The 26,274-nt window shown below is 70.6% G+C and carries 21 protein-coding genes; 8 read left to right on the forward strand and 13 right to left on the reverse strand.

What is annotated here, in order from left to right:
* Both treY and ACWF62_RS13010 read left to right on the forward strand, forming a co-directional pair.
* Entirely contained in the window at positions 1-2,358 is a 2,358-nt protein-coding gene (gene treY / locus ACWF62_RS13005; protein WP_452630252.1) for a malto-oligosyltrehalose synthase, read from the forward strand.
* A 107-nt stretch (positions 2,359-2,465) separates the two neighbouring features.
* Positions 2,466-3,275 carry a mycofactocin-coupled SDR family oxidoreductase gene (locus tag ACWF62_RS13010; protein ID WP_378507956.1) on the forward strand — a complete coding sequence of 270 codons (810 nt, stop codon included), beginning with the start codon at positions 2,466-2,468 and terminating at the stop codon, positions 3,273-3,275.
* A 31-nt stretch (positions 3,276-3,306) separates the two neighbouring features.
* Here the strand turns inward: ACWF62_RS13010 and ACWF62_RS13015 are convergent, their stop codons facing one another.
* Positions 3,307-3,720, reverse strand: a complete 414-nt coding sequence (locus ACWF62_RS13015; RefSeq protein ID WP_378507867.1) for a hypothetical protein — start codon at positions 3,718-3,720, stop codon at positions 3,307-3,309.
* A 722-nt stretch (positions 3,721-4,442) separates the two neighbouring features.
* Between ACWF62_RS13015 and treZ the strand changes: the two genes are divergently transcribed.
* Positions 4,443-6,203 (forward strand): malto-oligosyltrehalose trehalohydrolase, encoded by a 1,761-nt coding sequence (gene treZ / locus ACWF62_RS13020; RefSeq protein WP_452630254.1) that lies wholly within the window; start codon positions 4,443-4,445, stop codon positions 6,201-6,203.
* A gap of 27 nt (positions 6,204-6,230) precedes the next feature.
* On the opposite strand, the gene ACWF62_RS13025 is transcribed toward treZ, so the two are convergent.
* From ACWF62_RS13025 to ACWF62_RS13040, 4 genes are all read right to left on the reverse strand, one after another.
* Positions 6,231-7,688 carry an NAD-dependent succinate-semialdehyde dehydrogenase gene (locus tag ACWF62_RS13025; RefSeq protein ID WP_452630255.1) on the reverse strand — a complete coding sequence of 486 codons (1,458 nt, stop codon included), beginning with the start codon at positions 7,686-7,688 and terminating at the stop codon, positions 6,231-6,233.
* 51 nt (positions 7,689-7,739) lie between these two features.
* A complete protein-coding gene (gene ilvA, locus ACWF62_RS13030; RefSeq protein ID WP_452630256.1) occupies positions 7,740-9,053 on the reverse strand; it encodes a threonine ammonia-lyase IlvA in 1,314 nt (437 codons plus the stop codon).
* A gap of 76 nt (positions 9,054-9,129) precedes the next feature.
* A complete protein-coding gene (locus ACWF62_RS13035) occupies positions 9,130-10,896 on the reverse strand; it encodes a pyruvate dehydrogenase (RefSeq protein ID WP_378507873.1) in 1,767 nt (588 codons plus the stop codon).
* Positions 10,897-10,939: 43 nt separating this feature from the next.
* The gene (locus ACWF62_RS13040) at positions 10,940-11,374 is read right to left on the reverse strand and encodes a nitroreductase family deazaflavin-dependent oxidoreductase (RefSeq protein WP_378507874.1); all 435 of its coding nucleotides are present in this window, start codon (positions 11,372-11,374) and stop codon (positions 10,940-10,942) included.
* Positions 11,375-11,483: 109 nt separating this feature from the next.
* On the opposite strand from ACWF62_RS13040, the gene ACWF62_RS13045 reads away from it, so the two are divergent.
* From ACWF62_RS13045 to ACWF62_RS13055, 3 genes are all read left to right on the forward strand, one after another.
* Positions 11,484-11,711 carry a hypothetical protein gene (locus tag ACWF62_RS13045; protein ID WP_452630257.1) on the forward strand — a complete coding sequence of 76 codons (228 nt, stop codon included), beginning with the start codon at positions 11,484-11,486 and terminating at the stop codon, positions 11,709-11,711.
* 85 nt (positions 11,712-11,796) lie between these two features.
* Positions 11,797-12,165, forward strand: coding sequence for a CD225/dispanin family protein (locus ACWF62_RS13050; protein WP_452630259.1), 369 nt, complete (start codon positions 11,797-11,799; stop codon positions 12,163-12,165).
* Positions 12,166-12,258: 93 nt separating this feature from the next.
* The gene (locus tag ACWF62_RS13055) at positions 12,259-12,795 is read left to right on the forward strand and encodes a hypothetical protein (protein WP_378507877.1); all 537 of its coding nucleotides are present in this window, start codon (positions 12,259-12,261) and stop codon (positions 12,793-12,795) included.
* A 9-nt stretch (positions 12,796-12,804) separates the two neighbouring features.
* Here ACWF62_RS13055 and dnaE read toward each other — a convergent pair whose 3' ends face one another.
* The 4 genes from dnaE to lspA all read right to left on the reverse strand — a co-directional run bounded on the left by dnaE (position 12,805) and on the right by lspA (position 18,622).
* Positions 12,805-16,350 (reverse strand): DNA polymerase III subunit alpha, encoded by a 3,546-nt coding sequence (gene dnaE, locus ACWF62_RS13060; protein ID WP_452630260.1) that lies wholly within the window; start codon positions 16,348-16,350, stop codon positions 12,805-12,807.
* Between the two features lie 145 nt (positions 16,351-16,495).
* Entirely contained in the window at positions 16,496-17,152 is a 657-nt protein-coding gene (locus ACWF62_RS13065; RefSeq protein WP_452630261.1) for a hypothetical protein, read from the reverse strand.
* On the reverse strand, positions 17,145-18,071 hold the full coding sequence (locus ACWF62_RS13070) for an RluA family pseudouridine synthase (protein WP_378507880.1): 927 nt from the start codon (positions 18,069-18,071) through the stop codon (positions 17,145-17,147). The genes ACWF62_RS13065 and ACWF62_RS13070 overlap by 8 nt, the downstream gene beginning before the upstream one ends.
* Positions 18,071-18,622, reverse strand: coding sequence for a signal peptidase II (gene lspA / locus ACWF62_RS13075; protein ID WP_452630272.1), 552 nt, complete (start codon positions 18,620-18,622; stop codon positions 18,071-18,073). Before lspA ends, ACWF62_RS13070 begins: the two co-directional genes overlap by 1 nt.
* A 172-nt stretch (positions 18,623-18,794) precedes the next feature.
* Between lspA and ACWF62_RS13080 the strand changes: the two genes are divergently transcribed.
* Together ACWF62_RS13080 and ACWF62_RS13085 are read left to right on the forward strand one after the other, a co-directional pair.
* Positions 18,795-19,718: a hypothetical protein gene (locus tag ACWF62_RS13080; protein ID WP_378507881.1), complete on the forward strand. Its 924-nt coding sequence runs from the start codon at positions 18,795-18,797 to the stop codon at positions 19,716-19,718.
* A gap of 8 nt (positions 19,719-19,726) precedes the next feature.
* Positions 19,727-20,449: a sensor domain-containing protein gene (locus ACWF62_RS13085; protein WP_452630274.1), complete on the forward strand. Its 723-nt coding sequence runs from the start codon at positions 19,727-19,729 to the stop codon at positions 20,447-20,449.
* Positions 20,450-20,555: 106 nt separating this feature from the next.
* Here ACWF62_RS13085 and ACWF62_RS13090 read toward each other — a convergent pair whose 3' ends face one another.
* From ACWF62_RS13090 to ACWF62_RS13105, 4 genes are all read right to left on the reverse strand, one after another.
* Positions 20,556-21,053 (reverse strand): hypothetical protein, encoded by a 498-nt coding sequence (locus ACWF62_RS13090; RefSeq protein ID WP_378507882.1) that lies wholly within the window; start codon positions 21,051-21,053, stop codon positions 20,556-20,558.
* 134 nt (positions 21,054-21,187) lie between these two features.
* Positions 21,188-22,540, reverse strand: coding sequence for a DNA polymerase IV (locus tag ACWF62_RS13095; protein ID WP_378507883.1), 1,353 nt, complete (start codon positions 22,538-22,540; stop codon positions 21,188-21,190).
* Between the two features lies 1 nt (position 22,541).
* On the reverse strand, positions 22,542-25,838 hold the full coding sequence (gene ileS, locus ACWF62_RS13100; RefSeq protein WP_452630262.1) for an isoleucine--tRNA ligase: 3,297 nt from the start codon (positions 25,836-25,838) through the stop codon (positions 22,542-22,544).
* 176 nt (positions 25,839-26,014) lie between these two features.
* Positions 26,015-26,251 (reverse strand): hypothetical protein, encoded by a 237-nt coding sequence (locus ACWF62_RS13105; protein ID WP_378507885.1) that lies wholly within the window; start codon positions 26,249-26,251, stop codon positions 26,015-26,017.
* Between the last annotated feature and the right edge of the window lie 23 nt (positions 26,252-26,274).

Raw genomic sequence — 26,274 nt, forward strand, 5'->3', positions numbered from 1 at the left:
GTGCAGGCGGTCACCTCCACCTACCGGCTGCAGCTGCGGCCGGACCTGTTGGACCTGCGGCTTGTCCGTGAACTGGCCGAGTACCTGCAGGATCTCGGCGTCTCGCACGTGTACCTGTCCCCGGTGGCGACGGCCGTCGACGGGTCGACCCACGGGTACGACGTCACGGATCCGACCCGGGTGGCTGCGGCGCTGGGTGGCCGTCCCGCACTCGAGGCACTCGTCGCCGACCTGCGCGCCCGCGGGATGGGGGTGGTCGTCGACCTGGTCCCGAATCATGTCGGGGTCGCGGCGCCCGAGCAGAATCGGTGGTGGTGGGACGTGCTGCGCCGCGGTCGCGACTCGCCGCACGCCGACCACTTCGACATCGACTGGAGCCGGGGACGTTTCGAGATCCCGATCCTCGGCGACGATGCGGACGCGCTGCGGCTCGACCTCCCGGACTCGGGCACGCACTGCCCCGGCGCGGGCCCGGAACTGGTGTACCACGACCACCGGTTCCCGGTCGCGCCGGGCACGGCCGGTGCTGGCGACGACGCCGCGCGGGTGCACGACCGTCAGGCATATGAGCTGGTGCCGTGGCGCAGCGGTCGGATCGGGTACCGGCGGTTCTTCACCGTCGACTCGCTTGCCGCGCTACGGCAGGAGGATCCGGTGGTCTTCGAGGCAACCCACCGGGAGCCCGCGACCTGGTTCGCGGAGGACCTTGTCGACGGCGTCCGCGTCGACCACCCGGACGGTCTCGCCGACCCGGCGGGCTACCTCACCAGGCTGCGGTCGATTCTTGGTCCGCGTCGATGGCTGGTGATCGAGAAGGTCCTCGGCGCGGGTGAGCGACTCGACCCGTCCCTCCCGATCGACGGGACCACCGGATACGACGCCCTCGCCGAGTTCGGCGGGGTGTTCGTCGATCCGGCGGGGGAAGCGCCGCTGACCCGGCTGCACCTCAACCGGACCGGGAATCGGGGCGATGCCGCCGCTCTCGCGGACGCGACCGTCGTGGCAAAGCGCGAAGTCCTGTGGGGCGGGCTGAAACCGGAGGTCGATCGACTCGTCGAGGCGATCCGCCGCGACTGCGGGATCCGGGGCGGCACCGCGCCGCTGGCCGATGCCCTGATCGAGACGGACGCCCTGATCGAGACGGTGGCCCGGATCCCGGTCTACCGCACCGACTACGCCACCACGGCGGGGGTGCTCACGACCGCCATCGGCGAGACCGCCGCGGCCCGACCGGATCTCGCCGCCAGCATTGCCGCGCTCGCCGGGGCCGCCGCGGCGGGCGGTGAGGCCGCGACCCGCCTTCAGCAGCTGTGCGGCGCGGCGGCAGCGAAGGCGGTCGAGGATCGGCTGTTCTACCGGACCGCGCGGCTGATCTCCCTGCAGGAGGTCGGGGGCGATCCGGGCCGGTTCGCGATCCCGGTGCCGCAGTTCCACCAGCAGCAGGCCGAGCGGGCTCGGCTGTGGCCCGCGGCGATGACGACCCTCTCCACCCACGACACCAAGCGCGGCGAGGACGTCCGCGCCCGGATCTCGGTGCTGTCCCAGGTCGCGGAGCTGTGGGCCCGGTCGGTCGATGACTGGGAACACTCGACGCCGAGCCCGGACCCGACGACCGGACTGTTGTTGTGGCAGACGATGTTCGGGGTGTGGCCCGCGGACGGCGAACCAACATCGGCGCTGCGACGGCGTCTGCACGAGTACGCGACGAAGGCGGTCCGCGAGGCCGCCGTCCACACCGACTGGGTGTCCGTCGACGAGGCGTACGAGGCGCGGGTGCGCGACTGGATCGACGCCGTGCTGCGGGGGCCCGCGGCGCGGTCGATGTCGGCGCTGGTCCGTCGCCTCACCGTGCACGGCAGGATGAACTCCGTCGGCCAGAAGTTGTTGCAGCTCACCGGGCCCGGCATTCCTGACGTCTACCAGGGCACCGAACTGTGGGAGGACTCGCTCGTCGACCCCGACAACCGGCGTCCGGTCGGGTTCGAGGTGCGGCGGCGCCTGCTCGCCCGCCTCGACCCCGGCACCGCGGTCGACGAGTCGGCCAAGCTGCTGGTGGTGCGGGAGTCGCTGCGACTGCGCCGGGAACGACCGGGGTGCTTCGTCGGCGGCAGCTACACGCCGGTGGTCGCGGACGGTCCGTCGGCGCGGCACGTGGTCGGGTTCCGCCGCGGCGAGGAGGTGATCGCGCTGGCGGTCCGGCTGTCGGTGTCGCTGTTCGGGCAGGGATGGGCGGACACCAGCGTGCTGCTGCCGCCGGGGAGGTGGACCGATCGATTGACGGGAACCGTGTACCGCGGCCGCGTCGACCTCGCCACCCTGTTCGCCCGGCGCCCGGTCGCGCTGCTCACCCTGAGCTGACCTGCCGACATGCCACTGAACGAGACAAAGTGGCACGCCGTGCCGTTTCAGCATCTACCGTGATGCGAAGCACAACTCATCTTCGGTACCTGGAGGACGTCAAGCACATGGGCAATCGCTTCGAAGGCAAGGTCGCATTCATCACGGGCGCGGCCCGCGGGCAGGGCAGGGCCGAGGCCGTGAAGTTCGCGTCCGAGGGCGCGAACGTCATCGCGCTCGACGCGTGCGTGAAGTTCGACTCGACCGCCTACGCGGGCGCCACCGAGGAGGACCTCGCCGAAACCGTGCGCCTGGTCGAGGAACAGGGCGGCAAGATCGTCGCCACCAAGGCCGACGTCCGCGACTTCGCCGCCGTCACCGCCGCCCTCGACGCGGGTCTCGAGATGTTCGGCCGCCTCGACTACGTCGTCGCGAACGCGGGCATCTGCTCGGCGGCACTGTCCTGGGAGATCACCCCGGAACAGTGGCAGGAGACCATCGACGTCAACCTGACCGGCGTGTTCTTCACCTGCAAGGCGGCGATCCCGAAGCTGATCGAGCAGGGCGAGGGCGGCTCGATCGTCATCACCAGCTCGGTGTCCGCGCTGACCGGCGCCTCGTTCTTCGGCCACTACGTGGCGAGCAAGGCCGGCGTCGCCGGGCTGACCCGCACCATGGCGAACGAGCTCGGCATGCACAAGATCCGCGTCAACAGCGTGCACCCGTACGGCGTCAACACCGGCATGGTGATGACCGATGCGCTGCCGCTCATGGAGCGCTTCGCCGACACCCTCGCCCCGACGTTCATGGCGACACTGCCCTACGGCTTCAGCGAACCCGAGGATGTCGCGAACGTCGTCGCGTTCCTGTCCTCCGACGAGGCACACCACATCACCGGCATCAACATGCCGATCGATCTGGGTAACGCCGCGCGCTGATCCCCCGCTCCACCCGAACCGCCGGCCGGACCTATCCGGTCGGCGGTTCGTCGTCGGCGACGCTGTCGGGCATGCCGTCGCCGTAGCGGTCGAGGACTTCGCGCACCCGCCCGCCCCATCGTTCGTGCGCGGCCTGCCGGGTGATGCCCGCCGCCCTGGCGATCAGCGACCAGGTCACCCCGCCCGCGCGGAGCACGACGATCGTGTCGGAGCAGTCGATGCCCGCCGCGAGTTGCAGCCGCACCGAGGTCAACTGCCAGGCGAGCTGCCGGGTGGCCGGGATCTCGGTCCCCTCCTCCGCCACCCACTCCGGAGTTCCGGGCAGCGGTCCTGCGCCGACGATCACGTCGGCCTGCCTGCCCACCTCCGCCAGCCCAGCGGCGGTCACCGCGTCCACACTGCCGGCGATGTCGGCGGCGAGCGCGCGTTCGATCAGGCTGTCCACAACGGGTCTCCTGTCAAGGTTGGTTTGACTGCTACGTCAAGACTAACCTGACAGCCCGGGTTGCGCTATCGAGCGGCCGCGTTATCGAACGGAGGCGAGCCGCTGCTCGGCGCCGCCGACCGAGGCCGCCCCGAAGATGTCAGGGGCAGCCCCGACGGCATACCCGGTCACGGCGGCTCGGGCCCCGACAATCGGCGCACAGTCCAAGCAGGGCGTTTCGGCGTCGACCGCGTGCCCGCCGCACACCCAGCAGCACGCCCGCATCGGCCTCCGCTCCCCGAAGGTCAGGGTGGTCGCATACGCGACCCGGCAGTGCGCGCACGCATCACCCGCGGCCGCGACCGGCCGCCCGCAACCCGGAATCCCACATGCCGCCGCCACGTCCCGACCACGCCAGGACCCACCCGACGCGGTATCCACACCGTCGCGGCCCCACGCACTTACATATGCCACGTTCGACAACCCTCCCCGGTTAGCTGAACCGTAATTGAGCGTCACATCAACTTGACCGAACGGTGACCCAAACCGTCTGAAGAGCACTCGTCGATGTGCAATCAATCTCAAATTGGAACCTACACCGAAACCGTCGTGAAGTCGTCACAAGATCTCAACGTTAGCCAATCATTAACCCACTCAAGGATAAACTGGACATCCAACCAATTGAACAGTTGACCAAAACGGCCCGGCTCCCCCACGGCACCCGATTCCGGCATCCTGGTCGCATGAGCAGCGCACGACGCTTCGACGTCTGGGCCCCTCGTCCGCACCGCGTCCGCCTCCACCTCGACGGGGAACTCCACGAGATGATCCGCGGCGCGGGCGACCGGTGGCACACCACCGTCCCTGCCGCGCCGGACGGCAGATACGGCTTCGTCCTCGACGAGGATCCCACCGTGCTCCCCGACCCACGCTCGCCCCGCCAGCCGGACGGCGTCCACGCCCCGTCGATGCTGCACTCCGTCGACCCGGCGCGCTGGACCGATACCGCCTGGACCGGACGCCAACTCGCGGGCAGCGTCGTCTACGAACTGCACATCGGCACGTTCACCCCGGAGGGGACGTTCGACAGCGCCACCGAACACCTCGACCACCTCGTCCGTCTCGGGGTCGGCTTCGTCGAACTGATGCCCGTCAACGCGTTCAACGGCACCCACAATTGGGGATACGACGGGGTGCTCTGGTACGCGGTCCACGAGCAGTACGGCGGGCCCGACGGGCTGCAGCGGTTCGTCGACGCCTGCCACCGGCACGGTCTCGGCGTGCTCCTCGACGTCGTCCACAACCACCTCGGCCCGTCCGGGAACCACCTGGACCGGTTCGGCCCGTATCTCACCACGGGCGACACCGCGTGGGGCGCGGCCGTCAACCTCGACGGCCCCGACTCCGGTCCGGTCCGCCGGTTCGTCATCGACAACGCGCTGCGCTGGATGCGGGACTTCCACATCGACGGCCTGCGGCTGGACGCGGTGCACGCCCTCGTCGACCGCACCGCAACCCATCTCCTCGAACAGCTCGCCGTCGAAACCGAGTCCCTGTCCACCCACCTGGGCCGCCCGCTCACCCTGATTGCCGAGTCCGATCGCAACGACCCCACCCTGATCACCCCGCGGGCGGCGGGCGGGCACGGTCTGCACGCCCACTGGAACGACGACGTCCACCACGCCATCCACGCCGCCGTCTCCGGTGAACGCCAGGGCTACTACGGCGACTTCGGTTCCCTCCAGTGCCTGGCGACCACGCTGCGGCAGGGCTACTTCCACGCGGGCACCTACTCGACCTTCCGCGGCCGCACCCACGGACGGCCGCTCGACATCCGACGCACCCCGGCCAGCGCCCTGCTCGCCTACACCTGCACCCACGACCAGGTGGGGAACCGGGCGACCGGCGACCGACCCGGCGCCTACCTGACCTTCGGCCAGCTCGCGATCAAGGCGGCGCTGGTCCTGTGCTCGCCGTTCACCCCGATGCTGTTTATGGGCGAGGAGTGGGGCGCGAGCACACCGTTCCGGTACTTCACCTCGCACCCGGAGCCGGGCCTCGCGGCGGCGACCGCGGCGGGGCGGGTCGCGGAGTTCGCGGCGCACGGATGGCCCGCGACCGACATCCCGGACCCGCAGGACCCGCGCACCTTCGATCGGTCGAAACTGGACTGGACCGAACCCGACGCGGCGCCACACGACCGGCTGCTGCGCAGCTACCGCGACCTGCTCGCGCTGCGCGCCGACCGCTCCGACCTGACCGACCCGTGGCTCGACCGGGTCGCGGTGGACTACGACGAGGACGCCCAGTGGATTGTGCTGCACCGCAACACGATCCAACTGGCATGCAATCTCGGGAGCGAGCCGGTGACCGTCCCCGTCGGCGGCACCCCGGTGCTGTGGTGGGACCCGCCGACCCAGGACCCGACCGGCGCGGCGACGGTCCTACCCGGCCACTCGTTCGTGGTGCTGGACACCGCGGACCGGGCCGCTTCCGATGCGTGAGCTCGGGCGGACCCAGTTCAACGTCGGTCAGAGTTCCAGCGCAACGTATTTCGTCTCGAGATACTCCTCGATCCCCTCGGTGCCGCCCTCGCTGCCGAGCCCGGACTGCTTGACGCCGCCGAACGGGGCTGCCGGGTCGGAGATCACACCCCGGTTGACGCCGACCATGCCCGCCTCGAGGGCGTCCGCGACCCGCAGGGAGCGGTCCAGCGACCGCGTGTAAATGTAGGCGGCCAACCCGAACTCGGTGCCGTTCGCCGCAGCGACGGCCTCGTCCTCGGTGTCGAACCCGGTGATCGCCGCCACCGGCCCGAAGATCTCCTCGGCCACGATCCGGGCGTCGGCGGGCACGTTGTCGAGGACGGTCGGCCGGTAGAACCAGCCGGGCCCGTCCACCGGTCCGCCGCCCGTCCGGATCCGGGCGCCCGCCGCGACCGCGTCGTCGACCAGGTCGGTGACGCTGGTGCGCTGCTTCTCGTTGATCAGCGGCCCGATGTCGCTGCCGTCCCGGTAGCCCGGCCCGACGGTCAACGCCGCGATCCGGTCGGTGAGCTTCGCGGTGAACTCCTCCCGCACCGCGTTGGCGACGATCAGCCGGTTCGCTGCCGTGCACGCCTCGCCGCCGTTGCGCATCTTCGCGGCCATCGCCCCCTCGACGGCGGCGTCGACATCCGCATCGTCGAACACCACGAACGGCGCGTTGCCGCCGAGCTCCATCGACGTCCGCAGCACCTGCCCGGCGGACTGCTCGAGCAGCGTCTTCCCGACCCCCGTCGAGCCGGTGAACGTCACCTTCCGCAGCCGCGGATCCGCAAGCAGCGGACCGCTGACCGCGGCGGCGTCGGAGGTCGGCAGCACCGACAGCACACCGGCGGGCAGCCCGGCGTCGGCGAACACCCGGGCCAGCAGCAGCATCGTCAGCGGGGTTTCCGAGGCCGGTTTGACGAGCATCGTGCAGCCGGCCGCGAGCGCGGGACCGATCTTGCGGGTGCCCATCGCCAGCGGGAAGTTCCACGGCGTGATCGCCAGGCACGGCCCGACCGGCGCCTTGGTCACCAGGATCCGGCCGTTGCCGGACGGCGCGGTGGTGTAGCGGCCCTGGATCCGCGGCGCCTCCTCACTGAACCAGCGCAGGAATTCCGCCCCGTAGGCAACCTCGCCGCGACTCTCGGCCAGCGTCTTGCCCATTTCGAGGGTCATCAGCAGGGCGAAGTCCTCGGCCCGGTCGGTGACGAGTTGCCATGCGGCGCGGAGGATCTCGGCGCGCTCCCGGGGGGCGGTCGCGGCCCACTCACGCCGCGCACGGCTGGCGGTGTCGAGGGCACGCAGCGCGTCCTCGGCCGTCGCGTCGGCGACCTCGGTGAGGACCGTCCCCGTCGCCGGGTCGTGTACCTCGAACGTGCCGCCCCGCACCGCGGCCACCGGCGAGCCGTCGATCCACAGTCCCGTGGGAACGGCGGCGAGGAGTTCGTCGAATTGGCTCATGGAATCACCCTGTCACGGCGGGGGTGCGGCCGCTCGCCGCGCGGCCGCCGATCAGATCAGGTAGCGGTAGGCGGGCGAGCCCGGTTCGAGCTGCTCGACCTTCATCGGCGAGGCCGCCATCCGCTCGAGCAGGCCGTTGATCCCGTCGGCGGACCCGAGTTCGATGCCGACCAGCGCGGTCCCGGTCTCCCGGTTGTTGCGCTTGACGTACTCGAACAGGGTGATGTCGTCCTCCGGCCCGAGGACCTCCCCGAGGAACCGTCGCAGCGCGCCCGGCTCCTGCGGGAAGTTGACCAGAAAGTAGTGCTTGAGGCCGAGGTGGACGAGGGACCGTTCGAGGATCTCCCCGTAGCGGGACACGTCGTTGTTGCCGCCCGAGATCAGGCACACCACCGTCGAACCGGGCTCGACGCGCAGGTCCGCGAGCGCGGCCACCGACAGCGCACCCGACGGCTCCGCGATGACCCCCTCGTTCTGGTAGAGCCCGAGCAGCGCCGTGCACACCGCGCCCTCGTCGGCGTGCGTCATCGTGACGTTGCCCGCTCCCGCTGCGGTGCGCGTGACCAGCGGCAGCGAACTGTGCGAGACCACCTCGACCCCGAGCCCGGACAGCACCGCATACGGCAGGTCACCGATCCGGCGGACCGCGGTCCCGTCCACGAACGGGTCGATCTCCGGCAGCGTCACCGGCGCGCCTGCGACCAGCGCCGCGGTCATCGACGCGGCGCCGCTCGGCTCGACCCCGACGATCGCGGTCGCGGGCGACCGCTCGTGCAGGTACGTCGCGATGCCCGCGATCAGGCCGCCGCCGCCGACCGGCACGATCACGGTGCCCGGCTCCTCGCCAAGCTGGTCCAGGATCTCCGCGGCGATCGTGCCCTGACCTGCCGCGGTCCGCGGATCGTCGAACGGCGGGACCATCGTCGCCCCGGTGCGGCGGGCGTCGTCCGCGGCCGCCTCCGCCGCCGCGTCGTAGGTCTCGCCGGTCGCGATCAGTTCCACGAACCCGGCGCCGTGCGCGAGGATCCGGTCCCGCTTCTGCCGCGGCGTGTTCGACGGGACGTAGATCCGGCCCCGGATGCCCATGCTGCGGCACGCGAACGCCACGCCCTGCGCGTGGTTGCCCGCGCTCGCGCACACCACGCCCGCGGCCCGTTCCTCGTCGCTGAGCTGCACGATCAGGTTGTAGGCGCCGCGGATCTTGAACGAACGGACCACCTGAAGGTCCTCCCGCTTGAGGTACACCCGCGCGCCGGTGTCGGCGGACAATCGGGGGCAGAACTGCAGCGGGGTCGCCTCGACGACTCCGGAAATTCGCGTCGCGGCGGCATCGATCTCGCGCGCGTCGAGCAGCGCGGCCTTCACATCAGCACATTCCCGGGTGTTCGACACCCGTCCATGTTGCCACCTCACGGGCCGTCCGGGTCACCCGGGCCGCGCCCTACCCGAACTGCGACGGCCGGGGAATGTTGCGCAGATTCGACTTCGCCATCTTCACGGCCTCGCCGACGCCGCCGTTCATCACCATCTTCGACATCGCCAGCGCGAAACCCCGCACCTGACCGGCACTGATCGACGGCGGCAGCGACAGCGCCATCGGGTCGGTGACGATGTCGAGCAAGGCGGGGCCGTCGTGGTCGAGGACGGCCCGCAGTCCGGCCTCGACGTCCGCGGGATCCTCGACCCGGCGCGCGAACAACCCGAGCGCCGACGCGACCGCCGCGTAGTCGACACCGGGCACGTCGACACCGAAGTCCGGCAGGCCGTCGACGAGCATCTCCAGCTTCACCATGCCGAGCGTCGAGTTGTCGAACACCACCACCTTGACCGGGAGACGGGTCGCCGCAACGGTGATCAACTCCCCCAACAGCATCGACAACCCACCGTCGCCGGACACCGAGATCACCTGCCGCCCCGGGCAGGCCACCTGGGCGCCGAGCGCGTGCGGCAGCGCGTTCGCCATCGACCCGTGCAGCGCCGACGACAGGAACCGCCGCTGCCCGTTCGGGTTCAGGTAGCGGGCGGTCCACACGTTGCACATGCCGGTGTCCGCGGTGATCACCGCGTCCGGCGCGGCGAGGTCGTCGAGCAGTGCCGCCGCGTACTCGGGGTGAATCGGCCTGCGCTGCCTCACGTCCCCGGTGTAGGCGCCGACCACCCGGTCCATCAGCGTGCGGTGCCGCGTCAGCTGCGCATCGAGGAACGCGCGGTCCGGTGCGCGCTCGATCAGCGGCGCCACCGCACGCAGCGTGCTGGCCGTGTCGCCGTGCACCGCGATGTCCAGACCGGTGCGGCGCCCGAGTTTCGCCGCGTCACTGTCGATCTGAGCGGTGCGAACGTCGTCGGGCAGGAACTGGTCGTACGGGAAGTCGGTGCCGATCAGCAGCAGCAGGTCGGCGTCGTGCATGCCGTCGTGCGCCGCGCCGTAGCCGAGCAGCCCGGTCATCCCGACGTCGAACGGGTTGTCGTACTGGATCCACTCCTTGCCGCGCAGGGTGTGCCCGATCGGCGCACCGATCCGCTCGGCGAGCGCGAGGACCTCGTCGCGGGCGTCACGCACCCCGGCCCCGGCGAAGATCGCCACCCGCTGCGCGGCGTTGATCGCGTCGGCGAGGGCGGCGACGTCCCCGGCATCCGGGACCAGCGCGGGCGGCCGGGTCCGAACCAGCGTGGGGGGCGTTCCCTCGGCGGGCCGGTCCGCGACATCGCCGGGCAGCGTGATCACCGCGACACCCGGCCCGGCGAGCGCGTGCCGCATCGCGGTGTGCACCACCCGCGGCGCCTGCGCCGGGGAGCTGACGAGTTCGGCGTACACCGAACACTCGACGAACAGCCGGTCCGGGTGAGTCTCCTGGAAGTAGCCGGTGCCGATCTGGGTGCTCGGGATGTGCGAGGCGATCGCGAGGACCGGCGCACCGGACCGGTTCGCGTCGTAAAGACCGTTGATCAGGTGCAGGTTGCCCGGCCCGCAGGAGCCCGCGCACACCGCGAGCTCCCCCGTCACCTGCGCGTCCGCGGACGCCGCGAACGCCGCCGCCTCCTCGTGCCGGACGTGGATCCAGTCGATGCCGCCCGCCGCAGCCCCTCCGGTGCGGCGGACGGCATCGACGATCGGGTTCAGGCTGTCGCCGACGATGCCGTAGATGCGGCGCACACCCGCGTCGACCAGTTGGGCGACGAGCTGGTCGGCGACGGTTCCTGACGCCATGACGACCTCCGATGCTGGGTCGGGTCGGACGATGCCGGGCCCGCTACTGCGCGGTGAGGACGAACACCGGGATCTGCCGATCGGTCTTCCGCTGGTAGTCGGCGTAGTCCGGGAACGCCGCGACCGCCCGGTCCCACCACACCTGCTTCTCGTCGCCGGTGACCTCGCGGGCGGTCATGTCCCGTTTGACCGGGCCGTCCTGCAGCTCGACGTGCGGGTCCGCGACGACGTTGTGGTACCAGACCGGGTTCTTCGGGGCCCCGCCGAGCGAGGCGACGATCGCGTACTCGCCGCCGTGTTCCACGCGCATCAGCGGTGTCTTGCGCAGCTTCCCGGTCCGGGCGCCGCGGGTGGTGAGCAGCACCACCGACATGCCGTTCATGGTGGTGCCCTTTGTTCCGCCCGAGCTCTCGTACAGGTCCGCCTGGTCCGCGGCCCACTTGCTGGGGCTGGGTTCGTACTCTCCGGTCAGTGGCATGGCACCAGTGAACACCGACGCCGCTGCGGCCGCAGCACGAGAGGAAGGTCACCGGCGCCAAGACAATTGTTGGGTGGACCGAACTCTTCGACGCCGGTAGCCTGAACCCATGACCACCGTCGACCACACTCGCCTGTCGCACCCCGGCGACACGCTCGACATCGCCGGTACCGCATGGCCGCTGTACAAGCTTGAGGCCCTGGTGGTCGGCGTCCTGGTCTTCCTCACCGTCCTCATCGTCGTGCAGGCGATGCAACCCGCGGTCCTCGTCGCCGCCGGCGCCACCGTCGTCGTGTGGTGGGTGCGGCGACGACACTGGGCCACCGTCGGGGGCTGACCGCCCGCGGATCGTCCGGTGGGCCACCCCACCCGTCCGATTCCGGTCGTACCGTGGTGGGTGTCCCCCATCGACGGGAGTCGTCATGACCACTCCGACCGATTCACCCGGCACCGCACCGTCGTCACCCGAACCACCGCCCGCCACACCCGGCGCTGCCGCCTACCCGCCGCGACCCCCGAGCAACGTGGGGTGGGCGGTCGCGGCGTTGGTGTTCTTCTGGCCGCTGGCCTTCTCCGCGTTCACGCACGCCGCCGAGGTGTACCCGCGGTGGGCGAGCGGGGATCCGAAGGCGGCGCAGGATGCGTCCGAGCGGGCCCGCAGGCTCGGCCAGATCTCGTTGTGGCTGTTCGGCGGACTGCTGCTGCTGTTCGTGATCGTGTACGTGATCGTCGCTGCCGTGGTGATCTCCGACGGCGGCGGCATGTACTGGGATCACCCGCGGATGCGCTGACCCCGGCGGGCGCGAGCCCCGCGCGATCGGCATCGCGCGAGTAGCGTGAGACATCGGCAGGGTCGGGGCCGCGCCATCACCGGAGGTCAGGCCATGCGCCGTGCATCGATCGGCCGCTCACTCGGACGGGCCGCGGTGTCCGCAACCGCACTCGCCCTCCCGCTCGGCCCGGTGGCCGCCGCGGCAGCGGGTCCGCCGCCACCGCCGGTCACCACTGTGTTCCCGACGCCGGTCGGGTACCTCTCCGGATGCCTGAGCAACATCTTCCCCTGCTATTCGGTGCCGCCGTTGACGACCGTGACCCCGACGGCCACCCCGACCGCACCGGGCACCGTGACCTTCGCGACGACGCCCCCGACCCGGTGGTGGACCGGAACGCTCGGCTGCCTCGATGTGTCCGTGAACTGGCGGAACCTGACGACCGGCGCGGCGGGCAGCACCGTGCTGCACGTGGTGCCGCCCGACTACCGCCGACCCGTGCCGCTGGCCGACCGCTGCCGCTACGCCCCGGCGACGGCGGTCACCGGCAGCGGCGCCGTGGTCGCCACCGCGGATGTCGGCGCGCAGCCGCCGGCAGGCGGATACCAGATCCTGGTCAGCCGCGGGTTCGGCGGCCTCGTCGTGCCCTGACGGTCCGGCTCAGCTGCTCAGGCAACTCGGGCCGAGCAGCGCCTTCAGGTCACCCATCAACGCCGAGGACGGTTCGACCCGCAGGCCGTCGTCGAGCTTAAGCATCGTGATCTGCGTTCCGCTGACCAACCGCAGGTGCACGTCGGAGGTGCCGGGGTGCCGGGTGAGCACCTGCTTGAGCGCCCCCACCTTGTCCGGGGTGCACAGCCGCGTCGGCAGGCTCACCGCGAGCGGCTTCGCGACCCCGATCGCCGAGAGATCCGGAACGGCAAGGTCGTTCGCGATGATCGAGACCCGCTCGTCGCGAACGTTGACGCGACCCTTGACCAGCACCACCGAGTCCTCGGCGATGTCCATCCCGTACACCGAGTAGGCCTGCGGGAAGAAGATCACCTCCACCGATGCACCGCCGACACCCTCGAGTTCGGTTGCCGCCCAGGTCAATCCGTTCTTGTTGATCCGACGGGTCACCGACGCCAGGATGCCGCCGACGGTGACCTGCGCGCCGTCGCCTGCCTGTCCCTCGAGGATCGCGGCGATCGGGGTGTCGGTCTGCGCGGCGATCACGTGCTCGACCCCGTCGAGCGGATGCCCGGACACGTACAGGCCCAGCATCTCCCGCTCGAGGGCCAGCTTGTGCTTGGTGTCCCACTCCTCGTCGGGCACCTTCACGTTGAACACCGACGCGATCGACTCGTCCGCGTCGGCACCGCCGAACAGGTCGAACTGGCCGACCGCCTCCGCCTTCTTGGTGCCCATCACCGCGTCGATCGCGTCGGTGTGCACCAGGAACAGGCCCTTGCGCGGATGGTCGAGGGAATCGAACGCGCCCGCCTTGACCAGCGACTCGGTGACCTTCTTGCTGCACGCCTGCGCGTCGATCTTGTTCAGGTAGTCGGAGAAGTCGGTGTACTTTCCCTTCTCGGTGCGGGCCGAGATGATCGACTCCACCACGTTGGCGCCGACGTTGCGGACCGCGCCCATCCCGAACCGGATGTCCTCGCCGACCGACGCGAAGTTCACCACCGATTCGTTGACGTCCGGCGGCAGCACCGTGATGCCCATCGCGCGGCAGTCCGCCAGGTAGATCGCCGACTTGTCCTTGTCGTCGCCGACGGAGGTGAGCAGCGCGGCCATGTACTCGGCCGGGTAGTTGGCCTTGAAGTACGCGGTCCAGAACGAGACGAGGCCGTACCCGGCGGCGTGCGACTTGTTGAATGCGTAGCCGGCGAACGGCAGGACGGTGTCCCACAGCGCGGTGATCGCGGGCTGGGTGAAGCCGTTGTCGAGCATGCCCTGCTGGAAGCCGCCGTACGCCTCGTCGAGGATCTCCTTCTTCTTCTTGCCCATCGCGCGGCGCAGCAGGTCGGCCTGGCCGAGTGAGTACCCGGCCACCTTCTGCGCGATCTGCATGATCTGCTCCTGGTACACGATCAGGCCGAAGGTCTCCTTGAGGATCTCCCGCAGCGGCTCCTCGAGCTCCGGGTGGATCGGCTTGACCTCCTGCAGGCCGTTCTTGCGTTTCGCGTAGTCGGTGTGCGCGTTCACGCCCATCGGCCCCGGCCGGTACAGCGCGAGCACGGCGACGATGTCCTCGAAGCCGGTCGGCTTCATCAGCTTGAGCAGGCTGCGCATCGCGGTGCCGTCGAGCTGGAACACCCCGAGGGTGTCGCCGCGCGCGAGCAGCTCGTAGGTGGCCGGGTCGTCGAGCGGCAGCGCGTCCAGGTCGATGTCGATGCCGCGGTTCGCCTTCAGGTTCTCGATCGCGTCACCGAGGACCGTCAGGTTCCGCAGGCCGAGGAAGTCCATCTTCAGCAGGCCGATGGCCTCGCACGACGGGTAGTCCCAGCCGGTGATGATCGCGCCGTCCTGCGCCCGCTTCCACACCGGGATCGCGTCCGTGAGCGGCTCACAGGACATGATCACCGCGCACGCGTGCACGCCCGCGTTGCGGATCAGCCCCTCGAGACCCTTCGCGGTCTGGTAGATCTTCGCGACGTCCGGGTTGGACTCGATCAGCGCCCGGACCTCGACGGCCTCCTTGTACCGCTCGTGCTCCGGGTCGGTGATCCCCGAGACCGAGATGTCCTTCGCCATGATCGGCGGCGGCAGCGCCTTGGTGATCTGGTCGGCGATCGCGAAGCCGGGCTGCCCGAACTGCACCCGCGCCGAGTCCTTGATCGCGGCCTTCGTCTTGATGGTGCCGAACGTGATGACCTGCGCGACCTTGTCGCTGCCCCACTTGTCGGTTGCGTAGCGGACCATCTCGCCGCGGCGGCGATCGTCGAAGTCGATGTCGATATCGGGCATCGAGACGCGCTCGGGGTTCAGGAACCGCTCGAACAGCAGGCCGTGCGGGATCGGGTCGATGTTGGTGATGCCCATCGCGTACGCGACCAGCGACCCGGCGGCCGAGCCGCGGCCCGGGCCGACCCGGATGCCGACGTCCTTGGCATGGTTGATCAGGTCGCCGACCACCAGGAAGTAGGCGGGGAAACCCATCTCGTTGATCACGCTGATCTCGTACTCGGCGCGGGTGACGTACTCGTCCGGGACCGGGCCGTTCGGGAACCGATGCTCACGCAGCCCGCGCATCACCTCGTGGTGCAGGAACGACTGCTGGGTGTGCCCCTCGGGAACCGGGAAGATCGGCATCCGGTCCCGGTGCGTCCACACGTCGTCGTAGGACTGCACCCGCTCGGCGATCAGCAGGCTGCTGTCGCAGGCGCCGGGCACCTCGTCGTCCCAGATGGCCCGCATCTCCGCCGCGGACTTGAGGTAGTAGCCGTCGCCGTCGAACTTGAACCGGGTCGGGTCCGAGAGCGTCTTGCCGGTCTGGATGCACAGCAACGCCTCGTGGTTCTCGGCGGCGTCCTTGGTGACGTAATGGCAGTCGTTGGTCGCCAGCGGCGGGATCCCGAGCTGCTTGCCGATGTCGAGTAGACCCTCCCGGACCCGGCGTTCGATGGACAGGCCGTGGTCCATCAGCTCGAGGAAGAAGTTGTCCTTCCCCCAGATCTCCTGCCACTTCGCGGCCGCCTCGAGGGCCTCCCGGTCGTGGCCGAGGCGCAGCCGGGTCTGGATCTCCCCCGACGGGCAGCCGGTGGTCGCGATGATCCCCTCGTGGTGCTCGGCGATGATCTCCTCGTCCATCCGGGCCCACTTGCCGAGCTGCCCCTCGATCGAGGCCCGCGAGGACAGCTTGAACAGGTTCCGCAGACCGGTCGCGTTCTCCGCGACCATCGTCATGTGGGTGTAGGCGCCGGAGCCGGACACGTCGTCGGACTTCTGGCTGGGATCGCCCCACTTGACGCGCTTGGTGTTGAACCGGGACTCCGGAGCGATGTACGCCTCGATGCCGATGATCGGCTTGATGCCCTGCTTCTTCGCAACGTTGTAGAACTCGCTTGCGCCGTACATGTTGCCGTGGTCGGTCATCCCGACCGCCGTCATCCCGAGCCGCTCGGCCTCCTTGAACAGCGGTCCGACCTTCGCCGCGCCGTCGAGCATCGAGTACTCGGTGTGATTGTGAAGATGGACGAAGGAGTCAGCCACGCACCGAGTGTAGGGGGTCGGTCCGACGGGTCCGCCCGCCGCGCGGCCCGGCACCGCGTTGAATGGGGGTTCATGTGTCACCCGGCGCCGACGAATGACGCATGAACCCCCATTCAGCTGGCGCTCGGCGGGCCGCCCGCCCTGGTCACCGCTCGGGCACCGCGCCGTCGTCGGGGCCGGGCGCCACCGTCCCGGACTGCCCGGGGAGCAGCGGGCGGACCGCGAACCGCCCGAACACGGCGTCCGCGGGCAGCGCCTCCACCGCCCGGACGCCCTCGCCCGCGGCGAGCGCCAAGAGATCGTCCTGCGGCGCCCGGACCGTCGCGGCGACCACGCACGCGCAGTCCCCGGCCAACCGGGACGCCGACACCGCGGCGATCCGGCCAGCCCGGTCGTCGGTCGACGCCGCACCCGCCACCCGCGCGGCCGCGTACCCGGGGGCACGGGCGACGGACGCCGCCCCGGCAACCCCCACCGCGACGATCGGCGTCTGCACCCGGTCGATCGGCACCCGAAACCACAGTTGGGATGCGCCGACGTCCCCGAGCAGCGCCTGCGCCCCGCTCGCGGTGACCTCGGTGTCGAACGAGACCAGCGCCCAGCGGACGTCGGGTCCGGCCGCGGCGACGGAGTCCGCGGCCCGCGTCAGGTAGCCGGCGACCTGCTCGCCGGGGTCGGGGCCGAGAACGTCGGTCCCGACGGTCCGCGGGGTCGGCGGATTCGCCACCCCGAGCGCAACGACCGTCGCGGCGAGGCCCGCCGCGCACACCGCGGTGATCGCGGCGCCGATCCGATCAGGCACTCCGCAGGACGTCCAGTGCGTGCTGCAGGTCCTTCGGATAGTCGCTGGTGATCTCCACCCACCGGCCGTCCGCCGGGTGCGCGAACCCGAGCGACCTGGCGTGCAGCCACTGCCGCTCCAGCCCAAGCCGCTCCGCCAGCCGCGGGTCGGCGCCGTAGGTGAGGTCGCCGCAGCACGGGTGCCGCAGCGCCGAGAAATGCACCCGGATCTGGTGGGTGCGACCGGTCTCCAGGTGGATGTCGAGCAGGCTCGCCGCCTGGAACGCCTCGACCGTGTCGTAGTGGGTGATCGAGGGCTTGCCGTCGGCGGTGACCGCGAACCGCCAGTCGCTGCCCCGATGCCTGCCGATCGGTGCGTCGATGGTGCCGCTGGACGGATCCGGGTGCCCCTGCACCAGCGCGTGGTAGCGCTTGTCGATGGTGCGCTGCTTGAATGCCCGCTTGAGCACGGTGTACGCGCGCTCGCTCGTCGCGACGACCATCACGCCGGAGGTGCCGACGTCGAGCCGGTGGACGATGCCCTGCCGCTCGTGCGCGCCGGACGTCGAGATGCGGAATCCGGCGGCGGCCAGGCCACCGACGACGGTCGGGCCGGTCCAGCCGACGCTGGCGTGCGCGGCGACCCCGACCGGCTTGTCGACGGCGACGACGTCGTCGTCGGCGTACAGGATGTCCATCCCCTCAACCGGCTGCGCCTCCACCGTCAGCGGACGCTCCGGCTCCGGCAGCATCACCTCCAGCCAGGCACCGGACGGCAGCCGATCCGACTTGCCCGCCGCGCTCCCATCGATCAGGACCGACCCCTCGTCGGTCAGTGTCGCCACCGTGGTCCGGGACAGGCCGAGCAGTCGCGCCAGACCCGCGTCCACCCGCATCCCCTCCAGTCCGTCCGGCACGGGCATCGACCGCGTCTCGCGCATCAGGACTCCTTCTCGCTGGGCCGGTCCACCGTCGTGTCGGTGGCGGGGTCGGTGTCGGTGGCAGGGTCGGTGTCGGTGGCGCCGTCACCGCGGGTGCCGTCCGGGTTGATCCCGAACAGGGTCAGCAGCACCAGCAGGATCGCCCCGCACACCACCCCCGAGTCGGCGACGTTGAACACCGGCCACCAGCCGACGGACACGAAATCGACGACGTGCCCCTGCAGCGGGCCCGGCGACCGGAACAACCGGTCGATCAGGTTGCCCAGCGCGCCGCCGAGGACGAGGCCGAGACCGAGCGCCCACCACGGTGACCGCAGGGTGCGCCCGATCTTGATCACGCCGATCACGACGGCGACCGCGACCAGGGTCAGCAGCCACGTCATGCCGGTCGCCATCGAGAACGCCGCGCCCGGGTTGCGGATCAGTTTCAGGGTGACCACGTCGCCGATGATCCGAATCGGATTGCCCGGTTCGATGAAGTGCACGGCGGCGATCTTGGTCGCGAGGTCCATGGCAAGGACGACGGCCGCGATCACGATCAACAGACGCATCCGCAATGGATGACCCGACGCGTCCCGGTCCGAGACCGCCGCGCCGTCGGGTGTGGGGTTCACCCCTTTCTCCGCTTCACTCACCCCGCCATCATCCCTCACCGCACGGCCGGGGCCTGCAGGCACCGTCCGCTGCGGGCTCGTACCGCCGGCGCGTGGCTAACCTGGACGGGTGTCAGAGTTCTCGAATCGGGCCGGGCGGGTCACCGCGGCCCTCGCCGCGGTCGCCGTCGCCGCCGCCTGCAGCAGCAACGACGGGGCCGCACCCGCGGCGACCGTCACCACGAAGGAGACCACCGTCCCGATCTCCGCGATCAGCACCGCGGTCGTCGACGCGGGCGCGGAACCCCGGCAGCGGGTCCAGCTCCGCCCGGCGCCGGGCGCCGAGCAGCGGGCGGTGATGACGACCCGTTCCGACATCTATCAGCAGATCGCCGACCAGCCGCAGCAGGACCTGTCCACCCCGGCGGTGACGATGCCGCTGACCGCGGTGGTCACCGGTCCGGCCGATCCGGCGCTCACCGTCGACCTCACGCTCGGCGAGCTGAGCTCGCCGGACGTCGTGCTGCAGGACGCGCTGGCGTCATCCGCCGGCTCCGAAGCGGGTCTGACCGTTCAGCCGTCCGGTGCCGTCACCGCGCTGCGGATCACCCCGGACGCCGACTCCCGCGACATCGCGCGGTCGGCGATCGAGCAGGCGTTCTATCAGGCCGTGTACCGCGGGGTGACCTTCCCGGACGCCGAGATCGGGGTCGGCGCGGTGTGGACGATGCGACAGCAGGTGATGAGCGGGATGGTCCTGAACCAGGTCACCACCGCGACGCTGCGGGCCCGCGACGGCGACCGTCTCACCGTGGACCTCTCCGTCACCCAGACGCCGGAGTCCCCGGTCTGGGATCTGCCCGGCGACACCGGCACCCTCAGCATCGACACCTTCACGATGGCGGGCACCGGAACCCTGGTGATCGATCTCGCCGCCCCGCTCCCCGTGGACGGGTCGGTGACCCTCAGCGGCGAGCAGACGTACACGGACCCGAACAGCACCACCCGGCTGCGGCAGGCCACCACCAACAGCGTCCGGTGGTCGCGGCCGTGACCCGGCGGATGCCCGCCGGCGCGGTCGCCGCCCTGATCGGGTCGGCTGCGGTGCTCACCGGCTGCGGTGGCGATGACCGGGATGCGGCCCTGCCCGCGGTGACGACCGTCGCGGCGCCCGCCGCACCCGCGGACGCGCCGACCCTGGACCCGGCCCGGTTGCCGGCCGCACTGCTGACGGTCGCGGACCTGCCCGCCGGGTTCGCGGCGCTGCCCGACCCCGTCACCGATCTCGGTCTGCCACCCGCATCGGAGGATCCGCAGCCGGACCGGTCCTCGACAGACCCGCGGGAGTGCGCGGCGGTGCTCGCCCCGATCGCCGATCAGGTGCCCGGCGCGGCCGCCCACGCGGCGGCCAGGTTCGCGGGCCCCGCCTTCAGCAGCGTGGACACCGACGCGGCCAGCTATTCCGGTATCGGGGCCGCGCAGGCCTTCGGCACCGTTCAGGCCACGTTCGCCGCCTGCGCCGAGTATGCGGGCACCGACGCCGACGGGGTCGCCGTGCAGTACCGGCTCGGCGGTCTCGACCAGCCGACCGTCGGGGACGCGTCCGTCGCGGTGCGCCTGGAGACCAGCAGCGACGGGTTCACGATGATCTCCGACACCGTCCTCGCGGTCGTCGGAGGCACCCTCGTGCAGGTCACCGCGACCGGACAACAGCCGATCGAGCCGTCCGTGCTGACGGACCTCGCACGCACGGCCGTCGAAAGGCTCCGCACCCCGCAACCGTGAGTGATGCGCACCCCCATCGGGGTGAAAATCGCGCACGGGCGCGGAGCGCACGAACGGCCGGCACCCCGTCGTTCCGGGGTGCCGGCCGTTCGTGCGCTTCGCGCTTCTAGACGCAGGCCGGGGAGGTCAGGTTCGCCAGCTTGATCATGTTGCAGGCGTACTCCTTCGACAGCACCCACTTGCCGTTCTCGACGACGAAGGTGGCGGTGCCGGGGTTGACCTGGCCGCCGATGTCGAGGTTCACGGTGGCGGTCAGGGTGCCGTCGCCGTTGTCGAGGATCGGGTCGACGACGGTGACGGTGGCGTTGTTCTGCTTCGCGGCGGCGGCGACCTGATCGAACAGGCCGGGATCGGCCTGACCGTCCTGAACCAGGGTGACCTTCTCCTCGACCGGGGTCGCCGGGTCGAGGCCCTTGGCCAGCATCGCGTTCAGCTCGGCGGCGGTCGGCGCGGGCGGGCTGTCGATGCCGGTCGGCTCGGCGACAGCGGAGGTGGTCTTGGTGGTGGTGGCGGCGGCCGTGTCGTCGCCACCGTCGGAGCTGCAGGCGCCGAGCGTGAGGGCGGCCGCGACCGCGACACCGGCCACGAGAGTCTTACGGAGCATCAATGCATGTCCTTACGTCGTTGTTGGAACTTGCGTCGTGTGTGCGTCCCGGCGCGCGCCGGACGGCCGTCGTTGCCGACCCCGTCGCGCGAGCACGTGTCACCTTAGTCAACACGGAAAAAATAAGGGGTTCCTTAACGAAGGCTGTCCGCGGGGTCGGCGTTGCCGAGCTGCCCGTCGTCGTCCGCGAAGGTGCGCGCCGGTCCGGGGCCCGTCGACCGGGTCTCGAACCGCACCGTCACCACGCCGTGCCCGCACCCCTGCACCCAGCCGTGACCGTGCACGTCGTGCCGCACGTCCTGCCCGGGACGCCACCGCGACCCGGGCCCAGCCGGGCTGCTCCGCGCCGGGTCGGGAATTTCCACTGTGTCCGGATTCACATCCGCGCCGATCGTGTCCCCGTGATCAAGGTCGGGGAACAGGGAGCCCTGCGCGGACGCCGTCAGCCCGCCGAGCGAGACCCCGACCAGTCGGATGGCGCCGAGCTCGCGGGGGTCGATCAGCTGCCGGTGCGCGGCCGCGATCAGCGTCTGCCGATCGGTCGTCGCATACGGCAGCGTCGCCGACCGCGTCACGATCGTCATGTCCGCCTTCCGCAGCTTGAGCACCACCGTCCGCGCGGCGCGACCGTCCCGCAGCAGCCGCGTGTGGGCGTGCCCGCCGGTCCGCTCCACCGCGGCCCGCACCTGGTCGAGGGTGACCAGGTCGGCGGCGAACGTGGTTTCGGCGCTGATCTGCTTCGCGTCGGCCCGCTCGGTGACCGGACGGTCGTCGATGCCGCGGGCGAGGCGGTGCAGGCTCGGGCCGACCGTCGCGCCGAGCAGGGTCACGACCTCAGTGGCGCTGGTCGCGGCGAACTGGCCGATGGTCTCGATGCCGAGCCTGCGCAGCTTCGCCTCCGCGACCGGCCCGATCCCCCACAGCCGACGCACCGGCAGCGCCTCGAACAGGTCCGGCTGCTCGTCGGCCGTCACCACCCGCACCCCGTCCGGTTTCGCGAGGCCGGACGCGATCTTCGCGATCTGCTTGCCCGACCCGGCGCCGATCGATGCGACCAGCCCGGTGCTCTCCCGAATCAGCGCCCGCAACCCCTCCGCAAACTCCAGCACCTCGCGCGGATCGGCCCCGACCAGTTCCGGTGGCTCACCGAACGCCTCGTCCAGCGACAGCATCTCCAGGACCGGCATCCGGGTGCGGAGGGTATCGAACACGGTCGCGCTGACCGCCGAGTACAGCGCCCCACGCGGGGGCAGCACCACCGCACCGACCCCGACGAGGCGTCGCGCCTGATGCATCGGCATCGCCGACCGGGCGCCGTACGCGCGGGCCTCGTAGCTGGCGCCCGCGACGACGCCGCGGCCGCCGAGGCCGCCGACGAGGACCGGCCGCCCACGCAGCGTTGGGCGGGTCAGCTGCTCCACGGACGCGAAGAACGCATCCATGTCCAGGTGCAGCACCCAGCGACACTGCGTGAGCGGCCGGCTCATCTCAGGCCTTCGCGATGACCGCCCGGACACCCTCACCGAGGTCGACGGCACCGGCGCCGACGGTGCCCAGCTCCAGTGTCGTGGCCAGGATCTCGCCGGCGATCAGGTCGCGGTGCCGCTGCGCCCACGCCGCCCGCTCGGCCGGGACCTGCAGGGTCACGACGATCCGGTCCGACACCTCGAGGCCGGCGGCGCGGCGCGCGTCCTGCAGTTCCCGGATCCGGTCCTTCGCCCAGCCCTCGGCCTCCAACTCCTCGGTGACTGCCGAGTTCAGCACCACCAGACCGGCGTTGGCGGGCAGCGCCGCCGTCGACTCCGGTTCGGCGGCGACCAGACGTTGGGTGTACTCGGACGGCAGCAGCGCGATGCCGGAGTCGTCCGGCGCGGAGCCCGCGGAGCGACCCGGCCACACCGTGACCACCCCGTCGACCTCGGTCCAGTCGCCCGCCTTGACCGCCTTGATGACGGTCTGCACGTCCTTGCCGAGCCGCGGCCCGGCGGCCCGCGCGTTGACGACGAGCTCGAACCGTCCGTGCGCGTCGACGTCGCCGGTCAGGTCGACGTTCTTGACGTTGACCTCGTCGGCGATGATGCCGAGGTAGGGCCGCAGCCGCTCGGCGTCCGCGGCGGCGACGGTGACCTCCGGCAGCGGCAGCCGCACCCGCAGGTTCTGCGCCTTGCGCAGGCCGAGGACGGTCGAGCAGACGTTGCGCACCTCGTCCATCGACTCCACCAGCTCGACGTCCGGCACCAGTTCCGTCGCGGCAGGCCAGTCGGTCAGGTGTACCGAGCGGCCGCCGGTCAGGCCCCGCCAGATCACCTCGGTGGCCAGCGGCAGCAGCGGTGCCGCCAGCCGGCAGGTCACCTCCAGCACCGTGTGCAGGGTGTCGATCGCGTCCCGGTCCTCGTCCCAGAACCGGTTGCGTGAGCGTCGCACGTACCAGTTGGTCAGGGCGTCGCAGAACAGCCGCAGCTCGTCGCATGCACCGGCGATGTCGTTGACCTCGAGGGCCTCGGTCATCGCGGTCCGCGTCGCGGCGAGCTTCGCGAGGATGTAGCGGTCGAGCACGTTCGTCGAATCGGTCCGCCAGGTGCCGGGCTTCGAGGCGTACAGCTGCAGGAAGCTCCACGAGTTCCACAGCGGCAGCAGCGCCTGCCGGACACCCTCGCGGATGCCCTGCTCGGTGACGACCAGGTTGCCGCCGCGCAGGATCGGCGACGACATCAGGAACCAGCGCATCGCGTCGGAGCCGTCCCGGTCGAACACCTCCTTCACGTCCGGGTAGTTGCCCTTCGACTTGCTCATCTTGAGGCCGTCGTCGCCGAGCACGATGCCGTGCGCGGCAACGGTTTTGAAGGCGGGCCGATCGAACAGCGCGGTCGAGAGCACGTGCAGGGTGTAGAACCAGCCGCGGGTCTGACCGTTGTACTCGACGATGAAATCGCCCGGATTGTGCGACTGGAACCAGTCCTGGTTCTCGAACGGGAAGTGCACCTGCGCGTACGGCATCGACCCGGACTCGAACCAGCAGTCCAGCACCTCGGGAACCCGGCGCATCGTGGACTTCCCGGTCGGGTCGTCCGGGTTCGGGCGGGTCAGCTCGTCGATCATCGGCCGGTGCAGGTCGGTCGGGCGCACCCCGAAATCGGCCTCAAGCTGGTCGAGTGAACCGTACACGTCGACCCGCGGATAGGCCGGGTCGTCGGAGATCCACACCGGGATCGGGCTGCCCCAGTAGCGGTTCCGGCTGATGTTCCAGTCCCGGGCCCCTTCGAGCCACTTGCCGAACTGCCCGTCCTTGATGTGCTCGGGCACCCAGGTGATGTCCTGGTTCAGCTCGACCATCCGGTCCCGGAACGTGGTGACCGCGACGAACCACGACGGCACTGCCATGTAGATCAGCGGCTGACCGGACCGCCAGGAATGCGGGTACGAGTGCTCGATCGTCTCGTGCCGCAACAGCTTTCCGGCCGCCTTGAGGTCCTTGATGATGACCGGGTTCGCGTCGAACACCTGCAGGCCCTGGTACGGCGGCACCATCGCGGTGAACTTGCCGCCCGCATCGAGCGGCTGCACGATCTCGATGCCGTTCGCGGTCGCGACGTCCATGTCCTCCTCACCGAACGCCGGTGCGAGGTGGACGATTCCGGTGCCGGAGTCGGTGGTGACGTAGTCGGCGGACAGCACCCGGTGCGCGTTCTCGTGCCCCTTGCCGGGGCCGTGGAAGAAGTCGAACGGCGGCGTGTAGGTCAGGCCGACCAGGTCGGCGCCCGTGTACTCGCCGAGCACCTCGGGGGACTCGCCGAGCTCGCGGGCGTAGTGACCGACGCGGGCCGCCGCGAGCAGGTAGGTGGGGTCGTCCTGGCCCGCCAGCACATCCCCCGTCGCTGCGCTCGCCCTGACATGCACGTAGTCGACGTCCGGGTGCACCGCGATCGCCAGGTTGGACGGCAGCGTCCAGGGCGTGGTGGTCCAGATCAGCGCGTTGGCGCCGTCCAGCGGGGACCCTTCGGCGTTGATCACCATGTCGACCGTGACGGCCGGATCCTGACGCATCTTGTATGCGTCGTCGAGCCGGGTCTCCTGGTTCGACAGCGGCGTCTGCTCGTACCAGCTGTACGGCAGCACCCGGAAGCCCTGGTAGATCAGGCCCTTGTCGTACAGCTCCTTGAACGCCCACATGACCGACTCCATGAAGTCGAGGTCAAGGGTCTTGTAGTCGTTGTCGAAGTCGACCCAGCGCGCCTGCCGGGTCACGTAGTCGCGCCACTCGTCGGTGTACCGGAGCACGGACTGCTTGCAGTACGCGTTGAACTCGGCGAGGCCCATCGCGTCGATCTGCGACTTGTCCTTGATGCCGAGCTGCTTCTCGGCCTCCAGCTCGGCGGGCAGGCCGTGGCAGTCCCAGCCGAAGCGGCGTTCGACCTTCCTGCCGCGCATCGTCTGGTAGCGCGGGATCAGGTCCTTGACGTACCCGGTGAGCAGGTGCCCGTAGTGCGGCAAACCGTTGGCGAACGGCGGGCCGTCGTAGAACACGAATTCGTCGGCGCCGTCCCGGTTCTCGATCGAGGCCCGGAAGGTGTCGTCGGCGTCCCACGCGGCGAGGACCCGCTGCTCGAGTTCCGGGAAGTTCACGCCGGCACCGGCCGTCCCTGCGGTCAGGTCGACGCGTGGATAGGTCTCGCTCACTGTGGTGCTCCCTGTGCCTGTCACTCTGGCACGGGGACGACTCGGGCGCCGGTGCGCCGTGGCCGCGGTACCACCCCGCTTGCCCGGACGGGCGACCTGCCGCCACATCCGGACCACTCATAAGCTCGGCTGTGACGGGCCGAACCCGTTCGGTTCTACTTGGCACCCGCGCCACCCGGTTCGGGGTGGCGCTGCGCCGTTCTTCCGAAGACTCCCCGGTGATGGCCGGATCAACGCCGTCTGCCACCGCCCGATGAGGTCCGGGCGGATGTCATGGGCCGATTCTAGTCGGACCCGTCAAATTCGTTCCTCGTTGCGCCGTCCGTCCCGGCGCCCCGGTCGCGGCCGCCGGGCGCACCGCCCGGTGCGGTGTTGCCCCGGAGCGAACTCACGAGCAGCAACACCGCACCGACGACGCAGACCACGATGCAGCCCCAGGCCCAGACCACCGAACCGGTCATCAGCGCGATGACCAGTAGGGCGAACCCCACCGCGGCCATCGCCAGGGTCAGCACCAGCATCTAGAGCCCCCTGCCACGAGCCG

The sequence above is a fragment of the Rhodococcus sp. NPDC054953 genome, from assembly GCF_053609225.1.